The following is a 12,972-nucleotide window of genomic DNA, read 5'->3' as shown; positions in this document are numbered from 1 at the left end:
AGGATTCCACTCGGGGTTAAAGGGGAGGCAGGGTCACGGCTTGTCTTGGCCGTAAAGCCGTTTCGTTAGGCCGTAGCCGCTACCGCTTCATGAAGCTGGAGCAAGTCCAGCTGCCGGCGCAACTCTTCAATGTTTACCGTCAGATCTTCACGGCGCGCGTCGCCCAGATCCGTGGCTGGCCGCAGGTTCGGGCACACCATCCAGTGGTAATCGAGGCCTACCCGAGACGAAAGCTCGAGGAAATCGGGCACTACGAAGCCCTGCGGAAACAGCTCTAGCAGGGGCGTGCCGGGGGCGCAGAATACCAGGTTGGTCATGCCCGCGCCTACCGTAGACACAATGGCCCGGGCGCCGGCAAACAGCTCTACCTTATCGGCAAAACTCATGGGGCTGAGCACGTAGGTTTCGAAGCCGTACTGGCTCAGCAAATCCTCCACAGCGTCCTTATTCAGTACCTGACGGGTATCGGCGTCGCGCCGACTGATGTACACCAGCGGACTGAACTTGCGCTCCTGCCCCAAGGGCAAAGGAGCCGGCTGGTAAGCTGCTTTCAGAAAGTCGCAGGCCCAGCTGGGGGTGTGGGCGCCGTTTCCGCGTACCGGCGAGGTTACCAGCAGTCGATCGGCCTGCACGTGGCGGTGCGTGGCAACATCGATAAGCTGTTCGGGGCGGATGCCCAGCGCCACCAGCGTTTCCTGCACGAAGCGAAGCTGCCGGTCGTACACCAGAAAGTAATCGACGCTTTTCAGCTGGCCGGTTTCTTTCAGCAAATGCAGCCGCGGTACCGAGTCAATCATCCAGTGGTAGTAGTTGCCAATGGCCGCACCGCCGCCCGACAGCAGGCTGCACACGGTGCCATTTATGCGCTCGGGCTCCAGGAAGTAGCTCTGCCGAAAAATGTTGTTGTCTTCGGGCTGAATGGTGTCCCAGGTCTTGTTCGTGTATTGAAACGAGGCGTCGCCCACCAGCTTGTTATCGGCCGATATAACCGCCACGCTGTCGTTGTTATCGGCATACACGCGGCCTTGGCGTAATTCCAGCACAAACGCCGCGGGAACTGCTTCCTGACGATTGGGCTTGCTGTGCAGGCTGCCGCCGTACGTGGAGGCCTGCTCATAAAAAGCGTCGGGCATATTCAGATACGAGGTGTGCGCCGGTATTACCTCATAATAGCTAGCGCCGCTGTTGGGCAGCGTGGCCAGCTGGCGGCTGCTGGAGTGCACACCCACAGGGCGGTACCGCCGGTTATAGGGAACCAGTTCGCGAAGGATACGCCCGGCTCGGCGTTGCGCGCGGTGTAGTACGTGGTGCATAGCTCAGAAAGGGAAGTGGACGGGAAACTAATACGTCGGGCTAACCGGGTATTATGACAGCACAGGCGCATTGGCCAGCGAGGTGGCCTCGGCCAGTACCTGGCGCACACCCTCGGTAAGCTCAATGCGGTGCTTCCAGCCCAAAGCGTGGAGTTTGCTTACATCCAGGAGCTTGCGCGGGGTGCCGTCGGGTTTGCTCGGGTCGAACACCAGGCGCCCGGTAAAGCCGGTGAGCTGCGCCACCAGCTCGGCCAGCTCCCGGATGGTGAGGTCCTGGCCGGTGCCCACGTTCACCGGTTCGCGGCCGTCGTAGTGCAGCAGCAGGTGCAGGCAAGCGTCGGCTAGGTCGTCGACGTGCAAAAACTCGCGGCGCGGCGTGCCCGAGCCCCACACTTCCACCTGCGGCATGCCCAGTTGCACGGCCTCGGTGAACTTGCGCAGCAGGGCCGGCAATACGTGGGAGCTGTGCAGGTCGTAGTTGTCGTTCGGGCCGTAGAGGTTGGTGGGCATGGCCGTGATGAACGAGCTGCCGTGCTGGTCGCGGTAGGCCTCGCAGAGCTTCAGGCCCGCTATTTTGGCCAGGGCGTACGGTTCGTTGGTGGGCTCCAGCGGCCCCGTTAAGAGGTATTCCTCCTTAATGGGCTGGGGCGCCAGCTTGGGGTAAATGCACGAAGACCCCAGGAACAACAGCTTGCGCACGCCGTGGCGGTGGCTGGCCCCAATCACGTTGCACTGAATCAGCAAGTTGTCCTGCAGAAAGTCGGCGCGGTAGACGTTGTTAGCCTGAATGCCGCCCACTTTGGCGGCCGCCAGCAGCACGTACTCGGGCTGCTCGGCGGCAAAAAACTGCTCCACGGCGGCTTGGTTGCGCAAGTCCAGTTCCTGAGAGGTGCGCAGCAACAGGTTGGTGTAGCCGGCGGCGCGCAAACGGCGCACCAAAGCCGAGCCCACCATGCCGCGGTGGCCGGCGATGTAAATTCGGGCGGTAAGATCCATTGGAGAACGATGAGGTGGAGAGGCTGAAAAGCCGCACAGGCGGTAGTTGCTACTTGGCAGTGCAGTCACCGTATGACCTGGCCGCAGAAAGTAGGCGTGCCCTATTCGTAGTAATTCAGTACCTGGTGACCGGCTTCCCGCAGGGTGGCGTCGCGGCGGAAGAGCTCCAAATCGGCCTGTACCATGTCGGCCACCAGCGCCCCGAGGTCGTAGCGCGGTTTCCAGCCCAGCTTTTCGTGCGCCTTGGTGGGGTCGCCGATGAGCAGCTCCACTTCGGTGGGGCGGAAGTAGGCGGCGTCCACGGCCACCACCTCCTGGCCCAGCGGCAGCTGAAACTCGGGGTTGTGGCAAGCTACTACGTGGCCTGTTTCGTCGGCGCCTTCGCCAAAAAACGTCAGCTCAATGCCCAGCTCGCGGAAGGCCTGGCGCACGAAGTCGCGCACGGTGGTGGTGACGCCGGTGGCAATAACGAAGTCCTCGGGCTGGTCCTGCTGCAGCATGCGCCACATGGCCTCCACGTAGTCCTTGGCGTGGCCCCAGTCGCGCTTGGCGTCCAGGTTGCCCAGGTACAGCTTGTCCTGCAGGCCCAGGGCAATGCGGGCGGCGGCCCGCGTGATTTTGCGCGTCACAAACGTTTCGCCGCGGCGCGGGCTTTCGTGGTTGAACAGGATGCCGTTGCAGGCGTACATGCCGTAGGCCTCGCGGTAGTTCACCGTAATCCAGTAGGCGTAGAGCTTGGCCACGGCGTACGGGCTGCGCGGGTAAAAGGGCGTGGCCTCGCTCTGCGGGACCTGCTGCACCAGCCCGTACAGCTCGGAGGTGGAGGCCTGATAAATGCGCGTTTTGTGGGTAAGGCCCAGAATGCGAATGGCCTCGAGCAGGCGCAGCGTGCCCACCCCGTCCACGTCGGCCGTGTACTCGGGCGTGTCAAAGGACACCTTCACGTGCGACATGGCCCCGAGGTTGTAAATCTCGTCGGGCTGCACTTCCTGCACGATGCGGATCAGGTTGGTGGCGTCCGACAGGTCGCCGTAGTGCAGCACAAAACGGATGTCCGGCTCGTGCGGGTCCTGGTAGAGGTGGTCGATGCGGTCGGTGTTGAGCAGGGAGCTGCGGCGCTTGATGCCGTGCACCTCGTAGCCCTTGCTCAGCAGCAGTTCGGCCAGGTAGGCCCCGTCTTGCCCGGTTATACCGGTAATGAGTGCGCGCTTCATACGAGTGGTGGAGTAGTGGAAGATGGCGAAATTGGCTTTCTTAGAACTTTGCCATCAAATAATTGTATTTATAACTGTAATTCCAATAGTAGTGTCCGATTAATTTAAATAAATTATTTCAATAGTTATATTATTAAGATAAAGCACAAAAAAAGACCCGGCCGCTTGCGCAACCGGGTCTGGTAGACCGTGGTGGAGGACGGTCTGACGGAAGGTTTACTTCCGCAACTGAATGGTTTGGCCGCTGAGCGAGCCTGTAAGAATGCGCAGAACGTAAAGGCCAGTGGGCAAGGCGGTAACGTTAAGCGTAGCCGTACTGCTGCCAGCCGAGGCCGCTACGTTGCTGCGCTGCACCTCAATGCCCGAGCCGTTGTAGAGTGCCAGGGTTACGGTTTCGGCTTGGGCCAGCGTGAGCATTACGTTCAGCTGATCCACGAACGGGTTAGGGTAAGCCTGCACCGTGGCACTGGAAATGGTAACGGCCGTGGTGCGGAACACCTCAATGCCCGACAGGTTCATGGCGCCGCCGCTGCTTAGCAGTGAAATAGTGCCGTTGGATACCGTGGTGGCAAACGGCCCGAACTTTCTCCAGCTACCGGCCGAGCCGCTGTTGTGGTTGCTCACTACGGTCTGGCCGTTCAGGCTCACGCTAAAGGTTTCGGCGTTATTGTCTTCCCAGGCATAGAACGACACCTCGTAGGTACCGGCCGGTACGTTGGTCAGGGTGTAGTTCAGGCGGTTGCTCCACACAAACGAGCGAATCATTTCGGTGCGGGCGGCGTCGGTGGCGGGCACCAGCGTTACACTTGGCGCCGTCAGGCGGGAGCCTTGAACCGTTACGTTCGCGGGCGCAGTGCCGGCTTCGTAGCTGATGCCGTCGATGGTGGTAGCCGCGCCGTTCACGTTAATGGCACGGTAGAGCGAGCGGGTAGTGGTGGGCGTGGTGGGGGTAGTGGGCGCGGTAGTCGTGCTGCTGCGGAAAATTTCCAGGCCCGAAAGGTTCACATGGCCACCCGATGTGGTGATGCGCAGGTTGCCATCGGTTACGTTGGCCGCGAAGGGACCCAGCCGCCGCCACGTGCCAGCGGAACCGCTGTTGTAGTTGCTGAGTACCGTTTGTCCGCCAATGGCAATGCTGAACGTTTCGGGGCTGTTGTCTTCGAACACGTGCAGGAACACGCTGTACGTACCGTTCGGAACGCTTCCAATGGTGGCGCGCAACGGAGCATCGTAAATGAAAGAGCGAATCATGCCCGAACGGGTCGCGTCGGTAGAAGGCACAAGGGCCACGTTGGGGTTCACCAAAGCGGTGCCGCTGATCTGCACGTTAGCGGCCGTAGCGCCTGCTTCCCAAGTGTTTCCGTCGAGGGTAATGGCCGGGCCGTTTACGTTTATGGCGCGGTAAAGCGTGGAGCTGCCCGAGGTAGGGGGCGGGGTAACAGCCGTTTGTACCGTTACCGTCACCGGCGCTGAGGAAGTAGAAGCTCCGGCGTTGTCGGTGGCTTTGGCCGTGAGGCTTAGCGTACCAGCCGCTACGGTGGCGTAGCTCAGGGTGTAAGGCGCAGAGGTGTCTTCGCCCAGCTTGGTAGCACCGTTAAAGAACTCCACGCGGGCAACCGTGCCATCGGCATCGGCAGCCGTAGCCGCTAGCGCCAGGGCCTGGCCAATTGTTACCGTGCTGGCGGCCGGGCTCGTGAGGCTAACCGTGGGCGCCTGGTTGGTGGGAACGGTTGGGGCCGTGCCCGAACCGTTAGCGCCCACCGTAATGCCGTTCTGCTGCAATTTTTGCTGCCACAGGGTGAATTCATTGGCTTCGGTCTGAAGCGTAATGGGGTTGGGCAGGTGGGTGGTGTTGGTGCAGGGCGTGCAGTTGCCGTAGCTCAGGTCGTGGCGGTCGGGGAAGGGTACCGTGTAGCCGGGGTTACGGAAGCCGATGGTGTTGTGCTCCACGCGGTTGTTAAAGAAAACCGTGCTGGGCTTCTGGTACGCGTTAAAGATGGACGTAGCCGCGTACACTGCCCGCATGGGCGAGCCATCGGGGAACAGGGCGCTGGTCACCATGCGGTTGTGGTGATAATACACGTCGTGGCCCGCGGCAATGTTCATCGAGGCGTTCGACGTAGCCACAAACTGGTTGTTGTAGGCGTGCAGAAATGCGGTGGTGGTAGCGGGCGTCGAGCCGTCGCCGTCGGTGGTAATGCCCGTACCCGAGTAGCTGTTCATGGTAGCCGGGTAGGGGTATGCGCCTTTAATAAAGTTGTCGTGCACCCGCGCCGGGCTGGTAGCGGTACCCGAGGAATTCCAGAAGTTGATGATGTCACCCGTTGCCGATTCGTTCGGGGTGTTAATCACTTCGTTGAAGGCCACGACGATGTTGGCAATGCCCTGCACCGTGTTAAATCCGATGAAGCTGCCGTTGTATTCCTGCGCCGTGCCGCCGATTTGGTTGCGGAAGCGGCCGTCGATGTTCTTGGCTTTGTTGTAACGAACCGTCACGGTTTGGTTGGCCGAACCGTCGCCGGTCCAGCGGTACACCACAATGCCGCAGGTGTGCTCCATGTAGTTATACTCGGCCGTTAAGCGACGGCCGTCGTTCATGGCAATGAAACGACCCCGGTGGCGGTTGTCAACCGTGGGCGTCAGGCCGTAGCCCTGGGTGTTGCGCACGGTAAGGTCGGCGCCGCTACCGCCCGAAATAAGGTCGCCGGCGCTGGCAATGATGCTGTTTTGAATGATAACCGGCTGCGTAGTGGCAATGCGAATAGCCGGTACATTGGTGTCGTTGCTGCGATAATTGCCCGAATACGTACCGCCTTGGGTAATCGTGATGGGGCCCTGAAACGTTACATTAGGAACTTGTTGCGCCCACGCACTAAGCGGGGTGGAAAACAAGCTTACTACTACCAACAGCACTTGCGCCATCAACGGCAGAAAGCGTGTACCAGAGGTTTCACGGTCGAACCGCGGCCGGAGGATTCCAGAGGTTTTTTGCATTCTGTTTGTTTGTGAAAAGAGCCCTATCTAGGGTTGGTTGCGGATGCTCCTGCCGATAAGTCTATTATTACCGACCGAGCAAGTTCTTTTTGTGCAATCAGCTGATTTCAGCCTCTATGCTCTGTTGCTGCATTCAGTGGCAGCACAACGCCCGCAAGCTGCGGCTGTTTGGCAGTTGGTCTCACACCCGGGTTTGTGAGGGTACTGCAACAAGCAAGCGGTAGGATTGGGCGTTGAAGGCAGAAAACAAGGTTTTTACTCAACTACACGTGCCAACATCACGGAGCGTACGGTGCTGAGGCACCTGGCTCACTCTCTCTTCTAAGGATGCAATCCAAAACGCGGCAAGCCGACTATTCAGGGCATTTTTAGAAAAAAGTAACTGATTGGTTTATGTAAATAATCCTAAATCAGTACCGAGGGTTCGTTACAAATGTATAAAAAAATGAGAAGATGCAATGGGTGCGCAAATTTTTTTTAAATATGACGTTTCCTAGTAGAGTTTTTGCTATTTCTGCGCATACGGCGCTGGCTAAACCTGAGGCGGCTTTTTGATTGCCTCATTTAGGGCCGGACTTCGAAAAAAAAAAGAATAAAAAAAGCGCCCTTGTGGGGCGCTGAAAATGAAGAGGTTGTAAAACAAGGCTGTTGCTTTTCGTTTTTAAGGGCATTGAAAACGCCTGCTAATTTGCGCAAGGCAGCCTGAAGAGGTCAAAGTTAATAGCACGAAAGCTTGGCTACAGCCGTAGTAATCTACATCAAAATCCATAAGGATAATAGTACCTATCAAAGGCTGGTGCAAGACGCTAGGTTCCAGGTAATGCCTCCTGTATCCATTGCTGCTTCATTTGGTTGAATCAGGAAAAATTACATTTAATGCTCAGTGCTGGTACGTCAGTACTGGCACGGGTGTGCCCCGCCTTTTTGCGGCTAAAAGCGGCCTGCCGATCCTGCCTAGACTGTAGTTAGTACCGCACTATATCGTGCGTGGTATCGGGGCCTACCTGCAGGGCTTTGCGCTGCAGCTTCCGTTGCCACATCACCCACTCGGCACGTTCCGTGTCCAGGGTAATGGGATTGGGGAGGTGGGTATTCTCTTCGCAGGGCGTGCAGTTCTCGAAGCTCAGGTCGTGGCGCTCGGGCAGGGGCAGCTGGTAGCCCGGGTTGCGGTACCCGATAACGTTATGGTCGATGCGGTTGGCAAAGAACACCGTGGAGGGCTTTTTATAGAAGTTGAAAATGGAAGTGGCCGCGTACACGGCTTTCAGCGGGGTTCCATCGGGCAGCAGGGCGCTGGTTACCATGCGGTTGTGGTGGTACCGAATGTGGTGCCCAGCGGCAATGTTCATGGCGGCGTTGCAGGTGCTCACAAACTGGTTCTGATACGCATCGAGGTAAGCGGTGGTGGTAAGGGCCGATTCCCCGTCGCCGTCGGTGGTCATGCCGGAGCCGGTGTAGCGGGGGCCGTTGGCCGGGTAGGGGTAGGCTCCCTGCACGTAGTTGTTATGGAAGCGCATGGGGCTTTGGGCCGTGCCGGAGGAGTTGTAGAAGTTCACCACGTCGCCGGTGCTGCACTGGTTGGGCTCGTTCACCACCTCGTTGTAGCTAATGTCGATGTTGGCAACGCCGCGTACCTGGTTCAAACCCAGAAAGCTGGGGGTGGCATCAGCCCCGCCGTTGCGGTGCCGCCCGTCGATGTTGCGCACCTGGTTGTGGCGCACGGTGAGGGTTTGGCGGGCCGAGCCGTCGCCGCTCCAGCGGTACACCACAATGCCCGTGGTGTGGTCGAGGTAGTTGCGCTCAATCAGCAGCCGGCGGGCGTCTACAATCGAAAGGAATCGGCCGCGGGCCCGGTTGTCTTCGGATGGCACCAGGCCGTAAGCCCGGCAATTGCGCACCACCAAGTCGGCGCCGCTTTCCGCCACAATCAAGTCGCCGGCTCCCTTTAGCACGCAATTGTTCAACACCACGGGCTCGGTGGTTTTAATGCGCACGCACGGCACCGACGAGTTAAGGCTGCTGAACGTGCCCGAGTAAGTACCCCCGCGTCGGATTACCAGCACGCCGGGTTCCAGGGTGTTGCCCGACTGAGAACCGGTAAGCAGCAGGCACAAATACGGAAGCAGGGCGGCGGCCGAGTGAGAAATTGCGGGGGCCATGGCAGAGGGCTGAAAAGTTACTCGTCGGTGAAAACCCGGAACTGCGCCAGCGGCACCGGCTGCTCGGCAGTTTCCAGGTGCAGCAAGGGTACCTGCCCGTAAAAGGAAGCCCACATGGAATAGGAACTGGGCGGGCCCACCACGTAGTCGGAGGCAGCGAGGGTATAGAGGTCTTCCACTACATGGTTGTTAGCCAGGTGAACCGGCAAGCCCGCAAAGGCGCTCAGGTCAAGGGGCTCATCGGAGCATAGGACAAAAGCCACGCGTTCGGGCTGGGGGAACTGTGCCTGCAGCTCGCGCATTACGCGGGCGTACGTGGCATTGTCGTAGTAGTACTTGCCGTTGTTGAAGGTGGCGTAGTCGCCGCGGCGCAGGTGCACGCCCACCAGCACATCGGCGTGGGCACGGCACTTTTGCACCAGCGCATCTACGGCCTGCCGGTGCGGCTCCACGAGGCGGAACAGGTCACGAATGAGGGGCGCGTGCTTGCTAATGTTGGTTCGGTCGCGAAAACACCAGCCGTGCAGCAGCACCACCCGTTCCCGGGCAGCGCGCAGGTAGCCGTGCTCGTTGAGGTCGAAGGTTTGCGCGTCGTCGAGGTACATAAGCTGAGGCAAACGCCGCCGGCCGGGCAGCCAGCCTTGTAGGCGTTGCAGCCAGCCAAACACCTTCGGGTGCTGCACCATGCTCAGCAGCTTGGCCAGGTAGCGGTCGAGGGCCGGGCGGGCCAGTACGTGCACCTGCACCGGCAGGCCGCCGAAGTTGTTCGAGGCCGTGGCTTCGAAGTACACGGCGTAATTGCCGAAACTGGGGTTGGCCAGGGCATAGCAGTGCTCGGTAGCATTGGCCACGAGGTGGGCAAAAAGAAACAGCCGATTGCCGAGCTGACCAAAACGTTTGACTAGAATAACCACTGAGCCAGTGTGTTAAATCGTTTGTGAAAGAGGGCCGGTAAACAGGTGCGGAACCGCGAATACAGCCGTGCAAGCAGCTTTACTTGTGCAGGAAATACCCCACCAAACGGCGGGCGTAGCCGTTCAGTAAGGAAACCGGCACCAAGGGTGGCGGACAGTTTTTAAGGGTGAAATGGGTGAAGTTGCGCAGGTTGCCGCCGCCCCGAATGCCAAACAGGTGCTCGTAATACCCTTTCACGCTGCGCTGGCGGCGGGTTTGCTCCTGGCCGCTCTCGTCGGGGTAAGTGAGCAGGTGCGCATCGTAGTTCACATACACCGGAAAGCCGTGCCGGCGGGCCACGCTGGTGTAGTCGTAATCGGCGAGGTAGTGGGGCAAACGCGCTTCATCGAACAGGCCCACAGCTGCAAATACTTGGGCCGGGATGAGCAGACCCCGGCCTGGCAAATAGGTTACGGCGTGCAGGCCGCGTTGCTGCTCAGGGGTTAATTCGCGCAGCAGCTCGCGGCGGCGGTGCGTCACCCAGTTAAACACTTCGCCACCGTAAATGGGCTCGTGCGTATTGGCGTCCTGTTCCAGCGCCCCCAGCAGGGCATTGGGGTACCGATTAGACCAGTACAGCATACGGGCCACAAACGTGGGGGCGGCCAGCACATCGTTGTTGAGCGTCATCACGCGGTCGGCACCGCGCTCCAGGGCCCGCCGAATTCCCACGTTCACGCCGGCGGTCCAAAACAGGTTTCCATTGCCGGTTAGCACTTCTACTTCCCGGAACTCGGCGGCCAGCGCGGCGCTGGTGCCATCGGTCGAGCCGTCATCGACCACGATTACGCGGAAGTTCGAGGTAGTTTGCTCGCGCAAGGACTGCAAGCAGGCGCGGGTGTACGCCAAGCGGTTGTGAACGGGAATAACAATGTACAGCATACGCGTAGGGACAAGTAAATAGAGTATCGGTACCCGCTGGCTCAGGCCGCGGGAACGGGTTCAGTCTGGGTTCGGGCGGCTGGGGCCAGGGGCTGATTCTGGGGGGATGCAAGGCCAACCAACTGTTCCTCTAGCTGCGCCATGCGCGCCGCGCGTGCGGGCCAGGCTTGGGTACGGGCAAAGGCAAATCCGGCCGCACCCATGGCCGGAAGCAACTCGGGGTGGTCGTACAGCCGCTCAACGGCCCGGGCCAGCGCGGCAGTGGTTTCGGTGGGGGTGGTTACGGGTACTTTAATGGCGGCTTCGGCGGGAATAAAGTCGCGGGCCCCCTGGTGGTTAAGGGTTATAATGGGCAACCCCATGGCCATGGCCTCCAAAAACTGGGAGGCGAAGGAGTCGCGCAGGCTGCCGAACAGGAATACGTCGTGCGCAGCCAGGGCCTCACGCGCTTCGGCCCAGGACACGGCACCGTGCCAAGTGGCCCGCTCCTGCAGGCCGTATTGCGCCAGCCAGCTGGGCACCAGGGGCCCCAGCGGACCATCACCAATAATAGTTAGGTGAAAGCGCACCCGTGGGTGAACCTGGGCCAGGGCTTCGAGCACCATGGGTAAGGCTTTGCGGGGATAAAGCCGGGCCAACCAGAGTAGCCGCAGCTCGGGGTGCGGAGCACGCACCGACACCTGCTCCGGAAAAAACGTTTCTGGCAGGCCGGTGTCCAGAAACAGCTCTACCCGCTGGGCACCGAGTGACTCGGCCAACCGGGCGGTTTCGCGGTTGCCGGCCAGCACCACGCTCGCGTGGCGCACCGTTTGGCGCACGTTCGGATCGAAGGTCAGCAGCAGCCAACTGATGGCGTTGCGCATGGTTTCAGTTTTAAACCAGCCCGGCAGGTAGCGCTTGAAAGCCACGGGGGCCTGCTGGCCGCCGCCCACGGGCCCAAAAATGAAGGGTTTCTTCAGGCGCCAGAGCCAGGAAGCAAATTGCAGGCTCCCAAACGTGGCGTGGTGTACCAAGTTAAAGTCGACGGTTTGGTCCAGCTCCTTGGCTTTGCGCCAGGCTTGGTACTGCCACACCATGTAGTTGAAGTACACTCCAAACTGCCAGCGAAAGAGAAATTCCACCCACGCAGGCACGTCAACATACACCATCTGCAAACGCGTGGCCGCGGGCTCGGCGGCGTGTTCCAGCAGGTATTCTTCGATGCCGGCGCGGCCGTCGGTCGTCGTCAGACACCACACCCGGTGGCCACGAACAGCCGTTTGCCAGGCCCAGTGAAATCCGTTGCCGTTTTCGCCGCCTTGGCGGGGGTTACAGCCGTATGCGGAAAGGAGCACGTTCATACCGAGGGCTGATTAGCGGTGGAGAATACCGGCTCCAGGGCCGGAACGGGCGTAGTGGAGCGCGGCGGTACCGCCGGGTCGGCTCCCGATAACGGCACGAGGCGGGAGAGTAACCGCTGCAGTTTGCCCGATAGGCGGCTCAGCAGAAACTCGCGGAACCGGTGGGCGTCGCGCCGGGCGTCGCGCAGCACCACGGGCGGGTGTTGCAGCGGAAAGGCCAGCTCGGTAGCGGGCACGTTGGCACAGTCGTCGTCGCTGTCGAAGGTGTGGGTAGCGTCGGCGCCAAAACCAATGTTGCGCACCAGGTTCACCTGCGGCACCACAGTTAGGCCGCCGTTAGCGGCTACGGCAAAATGCCATTGGTAGTCCCATATATCGGGCGTGCCCGGTGTAGCCCGCACCTGTTCGAACTTCGACAGCCAGTATCGGCGCTGCAAAGCCGAAGGGTAAAGGCCCCCCAGCAGGCCGCGGCGACGCAGTTCGGGCAGCAGTTTCAGCTGAAAGTCATACAAGTGCCAGGCCCGGCGCCACGTGGCCCAGCCCCAGCTGTTAACCTGCTGCGAGAAAAAGTAGGAATCGGTGCCGGGCTGCGGTGGGCGCTGGGCTTCCCGGGCAAAGTTGTTGCCGCCAATGTGCATAACTCGCTCATCGGTGCGGTAGCGCGCCAGCAGCTCGTGGCAAAAGCGGAAAAAAGCGGGCGTGGGCACGCAATCATCCTCCAGGATAATGCCCTCCGATTCGTGGCTGAAAAACCAGTCGATGGCCGTGGCCGGGCCCAACCCGCAGTTCAGGTTGGTGCTGCGAAACTGCGTGTGTAGCTCGCAGGGCCAGTCCACGAGGTCGGTAACCAGCTGGCGGGTTTCGGCGCACAGGGCTTCGTCGGCGGGACGGCCGGGGCGGGGGCCGTCGGCGGCTACGTAAAGGCGCTTCGGCTGGGCCGCCCGAATTGCTTCCAGTACGTGGCGAGTGGTGCCCGGCCGGTTGAAAACAAGCAGCAGAACCGCTGTTTCGGTTGCGTTTGGCTGAAGAGAAGGCATAATGCAGGAGCAGGTTGGCGGAGCAAAAATTTTAGGTTGTCAGTTGCTCGTTGTGAGTTGCCAGTTCGTTCTCGTATCCTGAC

9 protein-coding genes are annotated in these 12,972 nt (G+C 60.2%); all 9 read right to left on the bottom strand.

Going from position 1 to position 12,972, the window contains the following annotated elements:
* Positions 1-65: 65 nt before the first annotated feature.
* Positions 66-1,313 (bottom strand): glycosyltransferase family 61 protein, encoded by a 1,248-nt coding sequence (locus tag ABD903_RS09825; RefSeq protein WP_345223739.1) that lies wholly within the window; start codon positions 1,311-1,313, stop codon positions 66-68.
* 51 nt (positions 1,314-1,364) lie between these two features.
* Positions 1,365-2,309, bottom strand: coding sequence for a GDP-L-fucose synthase family protein (locus ABD903_RS09820; protein WP_345223737.1), 945 nt, complete (start codon positions 2,307-2,309; stop codon positions 1,365-1,367).
* A gap of 101 nt (positions 2,310-2,410) precedes the next feature.
* Positions 2,411-3,523, bottom strand: a complete 1,113-nt coding sequence (gene gmd, locus ABD903_RS09815) for a GDP-mannose 4,6-dehydratase (RefSeq protein WP_345223735.1) — start codon at positions 3,521-3,523, stop codon at positions 2,411-2,413.
* Between the two features lie 216 nt (positions 3,524-3,739).
* Complete coding sequence (locus tag ABD903_RS09810; RefSeq protein ID WP_345223733.1) at positions 3,740-6,517, bottom strand: Ig-like domain-containing protein; 2,778 nt, start codon at positions 6,515-6,517, stop codon at positions 3,740-3,742.
* A gap of 965 nt (positions 6,518-7,482) precedes the next feature.
* Complete coding sequence (locus ABD903_RS09805; protein ID WP_345223731.1) at positions 7,483-8,676, bottom strand: right-handed parallel beta-helix repeat-containing protein; 1,194 nt, start codon at positions 8,674-8,676, stop codon at positions 7,483-7,485.
* A gap of 17 nt (positions 8,677-8,693) precedes the next feature.
* Positions 8,694-9,527: an O-fucosyltransferase family protein gene (locus ABD903_RS09800; protein WP_345223729.1), complete on the bottom strand. Its 834-nt coding sequence runs from the start codon at positions 9,525-9,527 to the stop codon at positions 8,694-8,696.
* A gap of 142 nt (positions 9,528-9,669) precedes the next feature.
* Positions 9,670-10,512 carry a glycosyltransferase family 2 protein gene (locus tag ABD903_RS09795; RefSeq protein ID WP_345223727.1) on the bottom strand — a complete coding sequence of 281 codons (843 nt, stop codon included), beginning with the start codon at positions 10,510-10,512 and terminating at the stop codon, positions 9,670-9,672.
* 41 nt (positions 10,513-10,553) lie between these two features.
* Entirely contained in the window at positions 10,554-11,852 is a 1,299-nt protein-coding gene (locus ABD903_RS09790; RefSeq protein ID WP_345223724.1) for a glycosyltransferase family 4 protein, read from the bottom strand.
* Positions 11,849-12,889 (bottom strand): nucleotide-diphospho-sugar transferase, encoded by a 1,041-nt coding sequence (locus ABD903_RS09785; protein ID WP_345223721.1) that lies wholly within the window; start codon positions 12,887-12,889, stop codon positions 11,849-11,851. The genes ABD903_RS09790 and ABD903_RS09785 overlap by 4 nt, the downstream gene beginning before the upstream one ends.
* Positions 12,890-12,972 lie beyond the last annotated feature (83 nt).

This window comes from Hymenobacter koreensis (assembly GCF_039541855.1).
GTDB classification, from domain to species: Bacteria; Bacteroidota; Bacteroidia; order Cytophagales; family Hymenobacteraceae; genus Solirubrum; species Solirubrum koreensis.
Note: the sequence above shows the minus strand (reverse complement) of the source record. Positions and strands in the feature narration are given on the sequence as shown.

Coding starts and splice junctions, on each gene's coding strand:
- ABD903_RS09825 (WP_345223739.1), bottom strand. CDS start 1,313: ATGCACCACGTACTACACCGCGCGCAACGCCGAGCCGGGCGTATCCTT.
- ABD903_RS09820 (WP_345223737.1), bottom strand. CDS start 2,309: ATGGATCTTACCGCCCGAATTTACATCGCCGGCCACCGCGGCATGGTG.
- gmd (WP_345223735.1), bottom strand. CDS start 3,523: ATGAAGCGCGCACTCATTACCGGTATAACCGGGCAAGACGGGGCCTAC.
- ABD903_RS09810 (WP_345223733.1), bottom strand. CDS start 6,517: ATGCAAAAAACCTCTGGAATCCTCCGGCCGCGGTTCGACCGTGAAACC.
- ABD903_RS09805 (WP_345223731.1), bottom strand. CDS start 8,676: ATGGCCCCCGCAATTTCTCACTCGGCCGCCGCCCTGCTTCCGTATTTG.
- ABD903_RS09795 (WP_345223727.1), bottom strand. CDS start 10,512: ATGCTGTACATTGTTATTCCCGTTCACAACCGCTTGGCGTACACCCGC.
- ABD903_RS09790 (WP_345223724.1), bottom strand. CDS start 11,852: ATGAACGTGCTCCTTTCCGCATACGGCTGTAACCCCCGCCAAGGCGGC.
- ABD903_RS09785 (WP_345223721.1), bottom strand. CDS start 12,889: ATGCCTTCTCTTCAGCCAAACGCAACCGAAACAGCGGTTCTGCTGCTT.